Source organism: Agromyces litoreus (assembly GCF_040496015.1).
Taxonomy (GTDB): domain Bacteria; phylum Actinomycetota; class Actinomycetes; order Actinomycetales; family Microbacteriaceae; genus Agromyces; species Agromyces litoreus.
The window spans coordinates 266,229-278,938 of sequence record NZ_JBEPKA010000002.1 but is presented as its reverse complement, the minus strand read 5'-3'; the positions used below and the strand labels follow the sequence as shown (position 1 = coordinate 278,938).

Below are 12,710 nucleotides of genomic sequence, written 5' to 3'. Positions count from 1 at the left end.
TTCACGGCGCGAGCCGTGGCATCCCGAGCCCGAACTCGTGGCGCAGCGCGCTCCGGGCGGCGTGCCAGCCGGCGAGACCGTGCACGCCGGGCCCGGGCGGGGTCGACGCCGACGCGAGGTAGACGCCGGGCAGCGGCGTGCGCCAGGGATCGGCGGAGAGCACCGGGCGCCGGATGAGCTGTGCGAGCGTCGGGGCGCCCGCCGCGATGTCGCCCCCGATGTAGTTGGCGTTCTCGGCCTGCATCTGCTGCGCCGAACGGGACGAGGAGGCGAGCACGAGGTCGCGGAACCCGGGCGCGAAGCGCTCGACCTGCCGCGTGACGGCCTCGGTCGGGTCGAGGGTCGACCCGGCGGGCACGTGGGTGTACGTCCACAGGACGTGGCGCCCCTCGGGCGCGCGCGTCGGGTCGAAGGCCGTCGGCTGCGACACCAGCACGTACGGTGACTCCGGATGCTGCCCGCGCGCGACGTCGCGCTCCCCCGCGGCGATCTCCTCGCGGGAACCGCCGAGGTGGAGGGTGCCGGCCACGGCGAGCTCGGGCACCGTCCACGGCACCGGCCCCGAGAGCGCGAAGTCGACCTTCGCGGCGGCGTTGCCGTACCGGAACCGCCGGAGCGCGTGGCGATAGCGACCCGGCAGGCGCTCCCCCGCCATCCGGTCGAGCGCCCGCGGCGTGAGGTCGAGGATGACCACGCGGGCCGACGGCAGTTCCCGGAGATCGCTCACCGCGGTTCCGGTCACGACCTCACCGCCGTGGGCGCGCAGGTCGTCCACGAGCGCCGCGATGATCGCGCCGCTGCCGCCGACCGGGATGGGCCATCCGCGCGCGTGCGCGTGCATCGCGAGCACCAGCCCGGCGGCCGTGGCTCCGAGGCTCGGCTGCGGGCGGATGGCGTGCGCGGCCACGCCGGTGAGCATGGCCGGGGCGAGCTCCTCGCGGAACCGCAGGTTCCAGGCGGGTGTGCCCTGCTCGAGCGCCGCGAGGCCGAGGCCGGCTCCCGCGAACGGATGCCTCGGCACGCGCACGAGCGTCGACCCCGCGAACTCGGTGACCGCCGACGCATGCGCGACGAGGGGGCCGAGCAGGCGACGATAGGCGCGTCCGTCGCGCCCGAGGCCCTCGGCCGTGCGGTCGAGGTCGTGCCAGGCGAGCCCGGCCCGCCCGCCGTCGAGCGGATGCCCGTACGAGAGCTCGGGCGTCCGCAGCTCGATCCGGTGCTCGAGCCCGAACGCCCGGAAGAACGGCGAGGCGAGCGCCATGGGGTGCACGGCCGAGCAGACGTCGTGACGGAAGCCCGGCAGGGTCAGTTCCGCGGTGCGGCTGCCGCCGCCCGGCTCGTCGGCGGCCTCGACGACCCTGACGGACAGCCCGGCGCGCGCGAGCGTCACCGCTGCGGCGAGCCCGTTCGGACCGGACCCGACCACGACGGCGTCGACGGCGGCTCCACGGGCCATGCGACCTCCCGGCCGGGCGGCTCGGTCGACCCGGCCCGACGGGCACCATGATGCCACGCGGCCGGTAGCGAGCGCGGATGCCCGGGGATCGGAGGCCGACCGGGACGCGAACGGCGGACCGCGGACAGACTGCGTCGAGCCCTGCGATGCCGGGCCTGGCACCGCCGTGGGGGGCTCGAGGGGTTCGCGGGCCTCGATGCCCCGACGCGGCGGCTCCTCCCCAGGTGTCCCCTTGCCGCACGGCCTCGTGCGGTGCACCGAGCGTACGTCCGCGATCCGGAGCACGGAACACCCGCGAACGGGGGACTGGACGTGAGCGATGCTCGGATGCAGCGGAACGGGCTCGGCCGCGGCCGATTCGACCGCAGCCGGCTCCGCCGACGATCGGCTCAGCCGACGATGCGGCGCAGTCCCGACATCAGCGCGAGCCGCTCCCCCGCGTCGCGGCCGAGCGGCGTGACCGTGAGCGTCGTGACCCCGGCGCGGGCGAAGGCCGCGACGCGTTCGGCCACCTCGGCCGGCGAGCCGATGAGCGAGATCGCGCGCACCAGCTCGTCGGGCACGGCCGCGACGGCCTCCTCGCGTCGGCCGTCGAGGTAGAGGTCCTGGATCCGTTCGGCCTCGGCGCCGAAGCCGTAGCTCGAGACGAGGTCGTTGTAGAAGTTCTTGCCGCGTGCTCCCATGCCGCCCACGTAGAGCGCGAGGTTCGGCTTCACCGCCGCGATCGCCGCCTCGACCAGTTCGGGCCGATCGGTGATGGCGAGCGCCGGGCTCGCGAACACGTCGAGCTCGCCGAGCTCGGGGGCGCGGCGCGCGCGCCCCGCCTCGAGTGAGGCGCCCCACACGTCGGCGGCCCGCTCGGGGTGGAAGAACATCGGCAGCCAGCCCTCGGCGATCTCCGCCGTCTGCTCGACCGACTTCGGGCCGAGCGAGGCGACCGTGATCGGGATGCGCTCGCGCACGGGGTGGTTGATGAGCTTCAGCGGCTTGCCGAGGCCCGTGCCCTCGCCCTCGGGCAGCGGGATCCGGTAGCGACGCCCCTCGTGCACGACCTTCTCGCGACGCCACACCATCCGGCACACGTCCACGATCTCGCCCACGCGCCCGACCGGCGCGTCGTAGGGCACGCCGTGGAACCCCTCGACGACCTGCGGGCCCGACGCGCCGATGCCGAGCTCGAACCGTCCCTCGGACACGTAGTCGAGGCCCGCGGCCGTCATCGCCGTGAGCGTGGGCGTGCGCGTGTAGAGCTGCAGGATGCCGCTCATGAGCGTCATCCGCGACGTGCGGGCGGCGAGGAAGCCGAGCTGGCTCACGGCATCGAACGAGTACGCCTCCGGGACGGCGACGAGGTCGACCCCCGCCTGCTCCAGCTCGGCGACCTCGTCGGCCGCCTCGCGGAATCCGCCGGCGTAGTTCAGGAACATGCCGATCCGCATGCAACACTCCTCGTCGTCGTGGGTGGTCGGCCCTCGGGCCACCTCAGACCCTAGCCGACGTGTCGGACCGCTCCGCACCGGCTCGGCCCGGGCCCAGCCACCAGAGGTGCCACGTGCCCGGGACGCCCTTCAGCGTCCGCTCCCCCGCATCCTCGAACGCGAACTCGAGCGGCGACCCCATGACGAGCAGCCGCACCGCCTCGCTCACCAGCACCCGGCCGGGCGCGGCGAGCGCGCAGATCCTGGCGGCCGCGTGGACGGCCATCCCGATGAGCGCGCCGTCCCGCGTGATGACCTCCCCGGCGTGCATCCCGACCCGGATGGTCAGGCCCAGGCCGGCCGCGGCCGTCGTCGCCTCCGCCGCGTACTGCAGCGCAGACGACGGCAGCGCGAACGTCGCCACGACGCCGTCACCGGTCGTGTTCGCCTCGCGCCCGCCGTATCGGGCGATCGAGGCGCGGAGGGCGCGGTCGTGGCCCGCGAGCACGTTGCGCCACTGCTCGTCGCCCATCCGGGCGAGTCCCGCGGTCGAGTCGACGATGTCGGTGAACACCGTCGTGAGCACCTCGCGTCGACCGCCGCTGCGCGTGCCGACGAGGAACTCCTCCATCTCGTCGACGAGGTCCTCGGACGGCAGCAGCGCGGGCATGCCGCCGGCCCGGCGGACCAGGCGCAGCCGCCCGTCCGGCAGCCGATCGACGAGCCAGCGCATGGCCGCCTCGTCGATGCCGCCGAGCGACGGGTCGTGCAGCACCAGCACCGGCGCCTCGACCCGTTCGAGCGCATCGCGGATGTCGAGCCGCGCCATCTCCTCGACCACTCCCCTGGCCGCGGTCGGCGTGGCCGACATCGACTCGTAGCGACGCCACCACGCCACGAGGCGGTCGTCGGCGGCCGCCGGCCAGAGTCGCCTCCCGACGTCGCCGCTGCCCCACCGCTCGGGACCGATGCCCTCGAGCAGTCCCGTGATCCACGCCGCGTCGACGCCCCACGGGAATCCCTCGACGGGCCGGCCGACGGCGAGCGCCTCGAACGCGATGACCGCCTCGGCGCGGCCCGGATGACGGGCGGCGGCGACCAGGCACGTCGCGCCGCCGTCGAACCATCCGATGAGCACCGCGCGGCGGCTGCCGACCGCGTCGAGCACCGCGACGAGGTCGTCCGCCCGCACGTCGACCGAGGTCTCGCCGCCGACCCGCCCCGAGAGCCCGGTGCCGCGCTTGTCGAACAGGATCACGCGGGCGTCGAGCGCCTCGAGCCGCTCGATGAACTCCAGGTGCTCGGCGAGTTCGCAGAAGACGTCGACGTTCGAGACGAAGGCGAACGCCAGCAGGATGTCGCGGGTTCCCGAGCCGAACGTCTTGTAGGCGAGGTCGACGCCGTCGCGCGACGCGAACCTCGTGGGCGGGATCATGCGCCCGCTCCGCGCCGGGCGCGAATGCTCACGCGCTCAGGCTAGCCCTCAGGTCGCGAAGACGGCGACGGGTTCGGTCGTCGGTGCGGGCGAGCCGCCCGCGGGTTCCACGGTCATCCCCACGACGACCCCGGGGCGGAAGGCGCCCTCGAGCACGATGTACGCCGCGCCGCCGGCGGGATCGAACGTCCCGGCCGGAGCGGCGCCGGACTCGTCGATGTACCAGAGCTCGTAGGTCGCCTCGGACCCGACGTCGGGGAGGTCCTCCGCGCGCACGGCCGAGCGCCCGAGCTCCTCCGACCACACGAGCGTGACGTCGCCGCCACCCGCGGAGGCCACGGTCTCGCTGCGGGCGTCGGGTGCGTCGGCGATGGCCTGCACCTGGCGCTGCGCGCCCCACCCCGCCGGGCCGCCCCAGTTGACGCCGACGACGGCGCCGGCGATGAGCAGCACGGCCGCGGCCGCCGCGGCGAGCACGGCTCCGGGCCGAGCGAACCAGCGGGCGCGAGCGGTGCGCTCGGCCGGTCCCGGCTCGGCGCGAGCCGCCGGCGCCTCGGCCGGGGTCACGGGTGCCGGGGCCGCCGGAGCGGGCACCGGCCGCGGGTCCGCCTCGGGGCCGACCTGCGGCACCTCGTCGAGGCGGTCCAGGATCGACGCCCGCATACCGGGCGGCGGGGCGACGGGTTCGGTCGCGACGGCGAGGGCCGACGCCGCCTCGCGATGCTCGCGCACGCGATCGCGCAGCTCGGGCGACGACGCCAGGCGCGCGTCGACGTCGGCGCGCTCGTCGTCCGTCACCGCGTCCAGGGCGTACGCGGCCAGCAGCGCGTCGAGGTCCTCGGGAATCCGCTCGTTCCCGGCTCCGGGCACGGTCATGCGCTCACCCCCATCGATCGGCGCAGGCGGGCCATGCCGTCGCGCATCCGGGTCTTCACGGTGCCGAGCGGCACCTGCAGTCGCTCCGCGATCTCGCTCTGCGTGAGGCCGCCGTAGTAGGCCAGCGCGACGCACTCGCGCTGCAGGTCGCTGAGGTCGGCGAGCGCCTCGTGGGCGCGATCGTGGTCGAGGCGGATCTCCGCGGCCTCGGCCACCGTGTCGGTGGGCACGTCGACGTCGCGTGCGCCGATCCGGGCATCGCGATCGCGGGCCGACTGCGACGAGCGGACCCGGTCGACGGCTCGCCGGTGCGCCAGCGTGAACATCCACGACACCGCGGCGCCGCGGTTCGGATCGAACCGAGGCGCGGTCTGCCAGACCTCGAGGAAGACGTCCTGCGCGACCTCCTCGGCCTGCGCGGGGTCGACGACGATGCGTCGGACGAGGCCGAACACGCGCGCGGCGGAGCGATCGTAGAGCTCGGCGAACGCGCCACGGTCGCCGGTCCCGGTCCGGACCAGCAGGTCCTCGAGGCTCGGGCCGGACGCGACGGGCTCGGGCTCGGCGTCATCCACGCGGTCCAGCATGTCAGACGCTCCGTCGCGCGGCGTCACCGTCGAGGCGGGCGCGACGCGCTCGAGGACGGGTGCGAGGGTCATGACGGCTCCTGACGGCGATCCACCGGGGTGGTGGTCCACCCGTGGTTCGGCGCCGACGCCCTCGCGGGTTGGTCGGGTCGCTCAGATCCCGCCGCGAGTCGCCTCGCCGCGGGCGACGGCCTCGCGGTGGGCGCGGATGCGGCGCACGCGCTTGATGACGAAGAGCGCGAGGGCGATCACGACGCCCGCGATCACGACCTTCTGCAGGACGTCCGACCACGGCTCCACGAGGTGCCAGTTCTCGCCGAGCACGAATCCGGCGACGACGAACACCGTGTTCCACACCAGGCTGCCGAGCGTCGTCAGCGCGAGGAACCGCCAGATCGGCATGCGCGTGATGCCGGCCGGGATGGAGATGAGGCTTCGGAAGATCGGGATCATGCGACCGAACAGCACGGCCTTCGTCCCGTGCGCGAGGAACCACTCCTCGGTGCGGTCGACGTCGGCGACGTCGACCAGCGGCATGGCCTTGATGATCGCGCGCGTGCGGTCACGCCCCAGCAGCGCGCCGACGAGGTAGAGCGCGAGCGCGCCGAACACGGAGCCGGCCGTCGTCCACGCGATCACCTCGAGCAGGCCGAACGAGCCGCGGCTGGCGGTGAATCCGGCCAGGGGCAGGATCACCTCGCTCGGCAGCGGCGGGAAGAGGTTCTCCAGGGCGATCGCCAGTCCCGCACCCGGTGCTCCCAGCGCCTCCATGAGGTCGACCGCCCACGCGGCGAGCCCGGTGAGCTCGGGTTGGGCAGCGGCGGCGGCATGCAGGGCTGTCGTCGTCATGGGTTCGAGGCTACCGGCTCGTGGCTGGATGTCCGCTCACCGCCCGGTAACGCCGCCGACGCCGCACAGCGCCTTCCGAGCCGCATGCGGGAGGCTGGTGGTCCCCCCGGATCGGAGCGACCGCATGCCCTGGAGCCTCCTGCTCGACCTCGTGCTCGTGCTGGTGCTCATCGGCGCGCTCGTGAACGGATGGCGCAGCGGACTGCTCCGCACGCTCGGCGGGCTGCTCGGGCTCCTGGCCGGCGCCGTCGTCGCCTACTTCGCGATGCCGTGGCTGATCTCCCTCATCGCGGCGCCCGAATGGCGTGCGCCGATCGCGATCGCGGTCGCGATCGTGCTCGTGATCGCCGGCGGGTCGCTCGGCGGTGCGATCGGTCGGACGCTCGGACAGGGTGCCGAGAAGGTGAAGCTGGGGCTGCTCGACCGGATCCTCGGGGCGATCGTGAACACGATGGTGACCGCGTTCGTGGTCGCGCTCGTCGCCTCGGGCGTGGGGACGATGGGCGTGCCGGTCGTCTCGCCCGCCGTCACGGGCTCCTGGGTCGTGCGCGCCATCGACGGCGTGACGCCGGACCCCGCACGCACGCTCATGGCCGAGCTGCGCTCGGCCGCCCTCGGCGGCGCCATCCCGTGGCTGACCGGCGTGCTCGACGGGCCGACGGTCGCCCCCGATCTCCCCTCCGGCGGCGTCGACGATCCCGAGGTGCAGGCGGCCGCCGCATCGGTGGTCCGGGTGACCGGGCTCGCGTTCGAGTGCGGCGGCAACCTGACCGGCTCGGGCTTCGTCATCGCGCCCGACCGCGTGGTGACGAACGCGCACGTGGTGGCGGGGGTCACCGACCCGATCGTCGAGGCGCCGGGGCGCGGGCCGGTCTCGGGCCGCGTCGTCGCGTTCGACCCCGACGTCGACCTCGCCGTGATCGCGACCGACGGGCTCGGCGTCGCCCCGCTCGCCGTCGCCGAGGCCCCGGGCGCCGACGACGAGGTCGCGGTCGCGGGCTACCCGTTCGGCGGTCCGCTCGAGCTCCGGCCGGCGAGGGTCATGGCCGACGGCCCGATCACGATCTCGATCGACGGCGAGACGAGTGCGCGCGAGGTCGTGACCCTCGCGGCCGACGTGGACCACGGCAACTCGGGCGGTCCGGTGATCACCGACGACGGGCTGGTCGGCGGCGTCGTCTTCGCGAAGTCCCAGACGGTGGAGAACGTCGGCTTCGCGGTGCCGGTGGGCACGTTGCAGCCGCTCGCCGACGAGGCCCCGTCGCTCAGCGAGCGCGTCGACTCGGGGCGCTGCGCGTTCTGACGCTCGGGGCTACTCGGCGGTGAACCCGGCGAAGCGGATGCCCCAGCGGACCTCCCACTGCTCGCCCGGGTCGAGCCAGCGCAGGCCCTTGCCCGAGTTGAACGCGTCGGCGGGCGCCGTCATGGGCTCGACCGCGATGGCCGTGCTCTCGCCGGGGTAGGCGTCGGTCGTGAACACCTGCACGTAGGCGAACTCGTCGTCGGCCCACACGGAGACCGAGCGGCCGTCGGGCGCGAGCAGGGTGTGCTCGACCCTGCCGTCGACCGAGGCGAGCTCGCCGAACGCATCGTCGAGGTCGACGTCGCCGACCCGGCGTCCGTCGCGGAAGTCCCAGTCGGTGCCGTCGACCGGCACCTCGCCCGTCGGCAGCAGCCGGTCGTCGACCTCCAGGTGGCTGTCGGCGTCGAGCCGCAGCACGAGGTCTTCGGTGGGGACCCCGCCGATCTTCAGGAACGGGTGGGTTCCGACGGCGACCGGCGCCGGGTCGGCGCCGAGGTTCTCGAGGAAGTGCGTGACCTCGAGTCCGTCGGAGACGAGCTCGTACCGCACGGCCGTGCGGACCGTGAACGGATAGCCGAGCTGCGGGTAGATCGTGGCCGCGAGGGTCACGGAGTCGCGGTCCTGCTCGACCGGGACGTATTCGGCGTAGCGGAGCAGCCCGTGGATCGCGTTGTGGCGGGCCGGCTCCGTGATCGCGAGCTGGTACGTCCGCTCGCCGTGCTGCCAGACGCCGTCGCGGATGCGATTCGGCCACGGGACGAGCACGATGCCGGAGCCGGACGGCGGGGTGCGGTCGTCGCCGTACGCCGGCACGAGATCGATGCCGTTGAGGGTCAGCGTGCGCAGGCCCGCGGCGACCGCGGTCACGGTCGCGCGGAGGTCGCCCGTGGAGGTGGTCGTCTCGAGCTCGAACTGGTCGCCCGTCGGGTGGGTCATGCAGACCACCCTACGGCCGGTCGCCCTCGCGGGCGATGATCACCTCGAGGCCCGCGTCGACGAGCTCGCCGACGAGCACCTCCGGCGCGGCGGCGTCGGTCACGACGGCGTCGAACGCGTCGACCGGCGCGATGCGGCCGAGGTGCACCTCGCCGAGCTTGGCGGCGTCGGCGACGACGATCGCGCGACGCGCCCGGCGCAGCATGAGCGCCTTGACGCTCGCCTCGGGGAGGTTGGCGTTGGTGACGCCGAGCCTCGGGTCGACGCCGTTGCAGCCGATGACGGCGAGGTCGACGTGCACCTCGTCGAGGATCGATCCCGCGAGCGGGTGGACGAGCGAGTGCTGGCGCGGCCGCAGCGTGCCGCCGGTGACGACGACGGTGAAGCGGGGGATCTCGGGTTCGAGCTCGAGGGCGATCGAGAGGCCGTTCGTGAAGACGGTCACGTCGTCGAGGTCGTCGCGCGCACGGAGCGCCCGGGCGACCTGGAGCGTGGTGGTGCCGACGTCGAGGATGACGCTCTGTCCGCTGCGGACCATGGCCGCCACCCGCTCGCCGATGAGCCGCTTGGGCACGACGGAGGCCTCGAGCGCCTCCTCGAAGCTCGGCTCGCGCTCGGGTCGTGGCTCCGCGGCGCCGGTGCCGGCCGGGACGGCCCCGCCGTGGACGCGGCGGACGAGCCCGGCCCGTTCGAGCGCGTCGAGGTCGGCCCTGGCGGTCACCGGCGTGACGCCGAACGAGTCGCTGAGCTCGACGACCCGGACGAACCCCCGCTCGGCGACGAGGTCGGCCGTGAGGGCGCGTCGGTGCGCCGCGTCTCGGGCCGCACCACCCGCGAGCACCCGGTCGCCGTCGCCGCGCTGATCTGTGGCCATGTCACCATCTTCGCGTCCGCACACATGACTTTGCAATACGAAACACTCTTGTTTCTCAAACGAAACTAACGTACCGTGACCCCGTGAGCACCATCGAACCCGGCATCCTCGATCCGCGCGTCGCCGTCCGACGCTCCACGCTCGCCGACGGGCGCGAGCTCATCTACTTCGACGACGCCGACACCACGCTTCCCGCCGAGCGCGCCCTCGACGCACGGGCGCTCGACCCCCGCCCGGCCACGGCCGAGATGCGCCAGGACCCGCTGACCGGCGACTGGATCTCCGTCGCCGCCTCGCGCCAGAACCGCGTGTTCCTCCCCCCGGCCGACGCCGACCCGCTCGCTCCGCAGACCCCGGCCAACCCGTCCGAGATCCCGAGCACCTACGACGTCGCGGTGTTCGAGAACCGGTCCCCCTCGTTCGGGCCCGACCTGCCCGACTGGACCGGTGCGCCGGATGCCGCCGCATCCGCCCTCGCCGACGTCCGGGCCGTGGGCCTCGAGCGACGCCGGCCCTCGAACGGCCGGTGCGAGGTCGTCTGCTTCAGCCCCGAGCACGAGGGCTCGTTCGGCACGCAGTCCGTCTCGCGCGCCCGCACGGTCATCGAGGCGTGGGCGCATCGCACGGCGGCGCTCTCCGCGCTTCCCGGCGTGCAGCAGGTGTTCCCGTTCGAGAACCGCGGGCGCGAGATCGGCGTCACGCTGCCGCACCCGCACGGGCAGATCTACGCCTACCCCTACGTGACCCCGCGCACCGAGCGGCTCCTCGCCTCGATCGACGCGTACGGCCCCGGCCTGCAGGCCGACATCCTCGAGCGCGAACGCGCCGGCGATCGCGTGCTCATCGCGGGTGCGCACTGGACGGCGTACGTGCCGTTCGCCGCGCGCTGGCCGGTCGAGGTGCACCTCGTCCCGAACCGCCACGTGCCCGACCTCGCCGCCTCCAACGCCGAGGAGCGCGACGAACTCGCCCACGTGTACCTGCGACTGCTCCGCGGCGTCGACCGCCTCTACGACACTCCCACGCCGTACATCGCCGCCTGGCACCAGGCGCCCGTCCACGAGCACCGGGACGACGTCCGGCTGACCATGCAGCTCACGAGCCCCCGCCGCGCCGCCGATCGCCTGAAGTACCTCGCCGGCTCCGAGGCCGCGATGGGCGCCTGGATCGGCGACGTGCCGCCCGAGACGCAGGCCGCAGCGCTGCGCACCGCCATCGAAGGAGTGGAACTGTGACCGACGCCGTCGCCGGCACCCAGCACCTGTTCGCCGAGCAGTTCGGCCGCCGCGCGGCCGGCGTCTGGTCGGCTCCCGGCCGGGTGAACCTCATCGGCGAGCACACCGACTACAACGACGGGTTCGTGTTCCCGTTCGCGATCGACCGGCGCACCGTCGTGGCGCTCGGCGATCGCGACGACCGCGTCGTGCGCGTCGCCTCGACGTTCTCGCCCGAGGTCGTCGAGGTGCACCTCGACGAGCTGACGCCCGATGCCGTCGACGGCTGGGCGGCCTACCCGCTCGGCGTCGTCTGGGCGCTCGCCGAGTTCGGGGCGGACCTGCTCCACGTGCGCGGGGTCGACCTCTACATCGACAGCGACGTCCCCGTCGGCGCCGGGCTCTCCTCCTCCGCCGCGATCGAATGCGCGGTCGCGCTCGCGCTCGACGAGCACTGGGGCCTGGGCTTCGATCGGCCGACGCTGGCGAAGGTGGGGCAGCTCGCCGAGAACCGCGTCGTCGGCGCGCCGACGGGCATCATGGACCAGTCCGCGTCGCTGCTCGGCGAGGCCGACTCCGGCGTGTTCCTCGACTGCCGCAGCCTCGACGCCGACGTGATCCCGCTCGGCTTCGCCGAAGCGGGGCTGTCGCTCCTCGTCATCGACACGCGCGTGAGCCACTCCCACGCGACGGGCGGATACGCGGCGCGCCGGGCGTCATGCGAGACGGGGGCGCGGGCCCTCGGCGTCGACTCGCTCCGCGACGTGCGGGTCGACGACCTCGACCGGGCCCGCGAGATCCTCGACGACGAGACCTTCCGTCGGGTGCGCCACGTCGTGACCGAGGACCAGCGGGTGCTCGACACCGTCCGGACGCTCCGCGAGGAGGGCCCCGGCGCGATCGGGCCGCTGCTCGACGCCTCGCACGTGTCGATGCGCGACGACTTCGAGATCTCGGTGCCCGAGCTCGACCTCGCGGTCGAGACGGCGCAGGCGGCCGGCGCGATCGGCGCACGCATGACGGGCGGCGGCTTCGGCGGCGCCGCGATCGCGCTCGTGATCGACGCGCTCGTGCCCGTGGTGACCCGGAAGGTGCAGGAGTCGTTCGCCGAGCAGGGGTTCCGCGAGCCCGGCGTCTTCACCGTGCACGCCGCGCAGGGTGCGCGGCGCGACGCCTAGGCTCCCTCGCCCGGGTCCACCGCGCGGGGCGTGCCGCCGGTGAGGCGGACGAGCTCCTCGAACGTGGTCGGGAACACCGTCTTCGCGTGCCCGGCCGCGGCCCACACCTCGTCGTAGTCGGCGAGGGCGACGTCGACGAACGTGCGTACGGGTGCCGGGTGCCCGACCGGGGCGACCCCGCCGATCACCTGCCCGGTGGCGGCCTTCACGACCTCCTTCGGCGCGCGCCCGATCGTGCCGCCGAGCTCGGCCCCGAGCCATTCGGTGTCGACCCGGTGCGCGCCGGAGGTGAGCACCAGGATCGGCTCGTCGTCGAGCGTGAAGACCAGCGAATTCGCGATCTGGCCGACCTCGACGCCGAGCGCGTCGGCCGCGAGCTTCGCGGTCGTCACGGCGTCGTCGAACCAGACGATGCGCGGCGCGACGCCCTGCGCCGCGAGCGCGGCGCTGACCCGGTCGACGGCGGCGTGCGAGGGCGTGGCGGCGGACTCGGCGGTCATGCGTCGATCCTACGAGCGGATGCCGCACCACCCCTCGCCGGGGGGCCGGCGGCCGCGTCGCCGACCGTTCACCGCGCTGCCGTA

At 74.2% G+C, this 12,710-nt stretch carries 12 protein-coding genes; 3 read left to right on the top strand and 9 right to left on the bottom strand.

The genetic code is table 11. The features are described 5' to 3' along the window. Position 1: 1 nt before the first annotated feature. From ABME01_RS02890 to ABME01_RS02865, 6 genes are all read right to left on the bottom strand, one after another. Positions 2-1,456, bottom strand: coding sequence for a phytoene desaturase family protein (locus tag ABME01_RS02890; RefSeq protein WP_353826842.1), 1,455 nt, complete (start codon positions 1,454-1,456; stop codon positions 2-4). Positions 1,457-1,845: 389 nt separating this feature from the next. Next, entirely contained in the window at positions 1,846-2,895 is a 1,050-nt protein-coding gene (locus ABME01_RS02885; RefSeq protein ID WP_353826841.1) for an LLM class F420-dependent oxidoreductase, read from the bottom strand. 43 nt (positions 2,896-2,938) lie between these two features. Further along, on the bottom strand, positions 2,939-4,309 hold the full coding sequence (locus tag ABME01_RS02880; protein ID WP_353826840.1) for an alpha/beta fold hydrolase: 1,371 nt from the start codon (positions 4,307-4,309) through the stop codon (positions 2,939-2,941). A gap of 48 nt (positions 4,310-4,357) precedes the next feature. After that, positions 4,358-5,185: an anti-sigma factor gene (locus tag ABME01_RS02875; RefSeq protein ID WP_353826839.1), complete on the bottom strand. Its 828-nt coding sequence runs from the start codon at positions 5,183-5,185 to the stop codon at positions 4,358-4,360. Beyond that, the gene (gene sigK / locus ABME01_RS02870; protein WP_353826872.1) at positions 5,182-5,772 is read right to left on the bottom strand and encodes an ECF RNA polymerase sigma factor SigK; all 591 of its coding nucleotides are present in this window, start codon (positions 5,770-5,772) and stop codon (positions 5,182-5,184) included. The genes ABME01_RS02875 and sigK overlap by 4 nt, the downstream gene beginning before the upstream one ends. Before the next feature lie 153 nt (positions 5,773-5,925). Next, the gene (locus tag ABME01_RS02865; protein ID WP_353826838.1) at positions 5,926-6,621 is read right to left on the bottom strand and encodes a DedA family protein; all 696 of its coding nucleotides are present in this window, start codon (positions 6,619-6,621) and stop codon (positions 5,926-5,928) included. A 124-nt stretch (positions 6,622-6,745) separates the two neighbouring features. Between ABME01_RS02865 and ABME01_RS02860 the strand changes: the two genes are divergently transcribed. After that, positions 6,746-7,924 (top strand): MarP family serine protease, encoded by a 1,179-nt coding sequence (locus ABME01_RS02860; protein ID WP_353826837.1) that lies wholly within the window; start codon positions 6,746-6,748, stop codon positions 7,922-7,924. Between the two features lie 9 nt (positions 7,925-7,933). Here ABME01_RS02860 and ABME01_RS02855 read toward each other — a convergent pair whose 3' ends face one another. After that, positions 7,934-8,860: an aldose 1-epimerase family protein gene (locus tag ABME01_RS02855; protein ID WP_353826836.1), complete on the bottom strand. Its 927-nt coding sequence runs from the start codon at positions 8,858-8,860 to the stop codon at positions 7,934-7,936. 10 nt (positions 8,861-8,870) lie between these two features. After that, entirely contained in the window at positions 8,871-9,734 is an 864-nt protein-coding gene (locus ABME01_RS02850) for a DeoR/GlpR family DNA-binding transcription regulator (RefSeq protein WP_353826835.1), read from the bottom strand. An 83-nt stretch (positions 9,735-9,817) separates the two neighbouring features. Here ABME01_RS02850 and galT point away from each other — a divergent pair, with 83 nt between their 5' ends. Both galT and galK read left to right on the top strand, forming a co-directional pair. Then, a complete protein-coding gene (gene galT / locus ABME01_RS02845; RefSeq protein ID WP_353826834.1) occupies positions 9,818-10,969 on the top strand; it encodes a galactose-1-phosphate uridylyltransferase in 1,152 nt (383 codons plus the stop codon). Further along, positions 10,966-12,126 carry a galactokinase gene (galK, locus tag ABME01_RS02840; protein WP_436407387.1) on the top strand — a complete coding sequence of 387 codons (1,161 nt, stop codon included), beginning with the start codon at positions 10,966-10,968 and terminating at the stop codon, positions 12,124-12,126. The genes galT and galK overlap by 4 nt, the downstream gene beginning before the upstream one ends. Here galK and ABME01_RS02835 read toward each other — a convergent pair. Further along, complete coding sequence (locus ABME01_RS02835; protein ID WP_353826833.1) at positions 12,123-12,626, bottom strand: YbaK/EbsC family protein; 504 nt, start codon at positions 12,624-12,626, stop codon at positions 12,123-12,125. The two genes, galK and ABME01_RS02835, sit on opposite strands and share 4 nt — an antisense overlap. Between the last annotated feature and the right edge of the window lie 84 nt (positions 12,627-12,710).

Coding starts and splice junctions, on each gene's coding strand:
- ABME01_RS02860 (WP_353826837.1), top strand. CDS start 6,746: ATGCCCTGGAGCCTCCTGCTCGACCTCGTGCTCGTGCTGGTGCTCATC.
- sigK (WP_353826872.1), bottom strand. CDS start 5,772: ATGCTGGACCGCGTGGATGACGCCGAGCCCGAGCCCGTCGCGTCCGGC.
- ABME01_RS02875 (WP_353826839.1), bottom strand. CDS start 5,185: ATGACCGTGCCCGGAGCCGGGAACGAGCGGATTCCCGAGGACCTCGAC.
- ABME01_RS02850 (WP_353826835.1), bottom strand. CDS start 9,734: ATGGCCACAGATCAGCGCGGCGACGGCGACCGGGTGCTCGCGGGTGGT.
- ABME01_RS02880 (WP_353826840.1), bottom strand. CDS start 4,309: ATGATCCCGCCCACGAGGTTCGCGTCGCGCGACGGCGTCGACCTCGCC.
- ABME01_RS02865 (WP_353826838.1), bottom strand. CDS start 6,621: ATGACGACGACAGCCCTGCATGCCGCCGCCGCTGCCCAACCCGAGCTC.
- ABME01_RS02890 (WP_353826842.1), bottom strand. CDS start 1,456: ATGGCCCGTGGAGCCGCCGTCGACGCCGTCGTGGTCGGGTCCGGTCCG.
- ABME01_RS02885 (WP_353826841.1), bottom strand. CDS start 2,895: ATGCGGATCGGCATGTTCCTGAACTACGCCGGCGGATTCCGCGAGGCG.
- ABME01_RS02855 (WP_353826836.1), bottom strand. CDS start 8,860: ATGACCCACCCGACGGGCGACCAGTTCGAGCTCGAGACGACCACCTCC.
- ABME01_RS02835 (WP_353826833.1), bottom strand. CDS start 12,626: ATGACCGCCGAGTCCGCCGCCACGCCCTCGCACGCCGCCGTCGACCGG.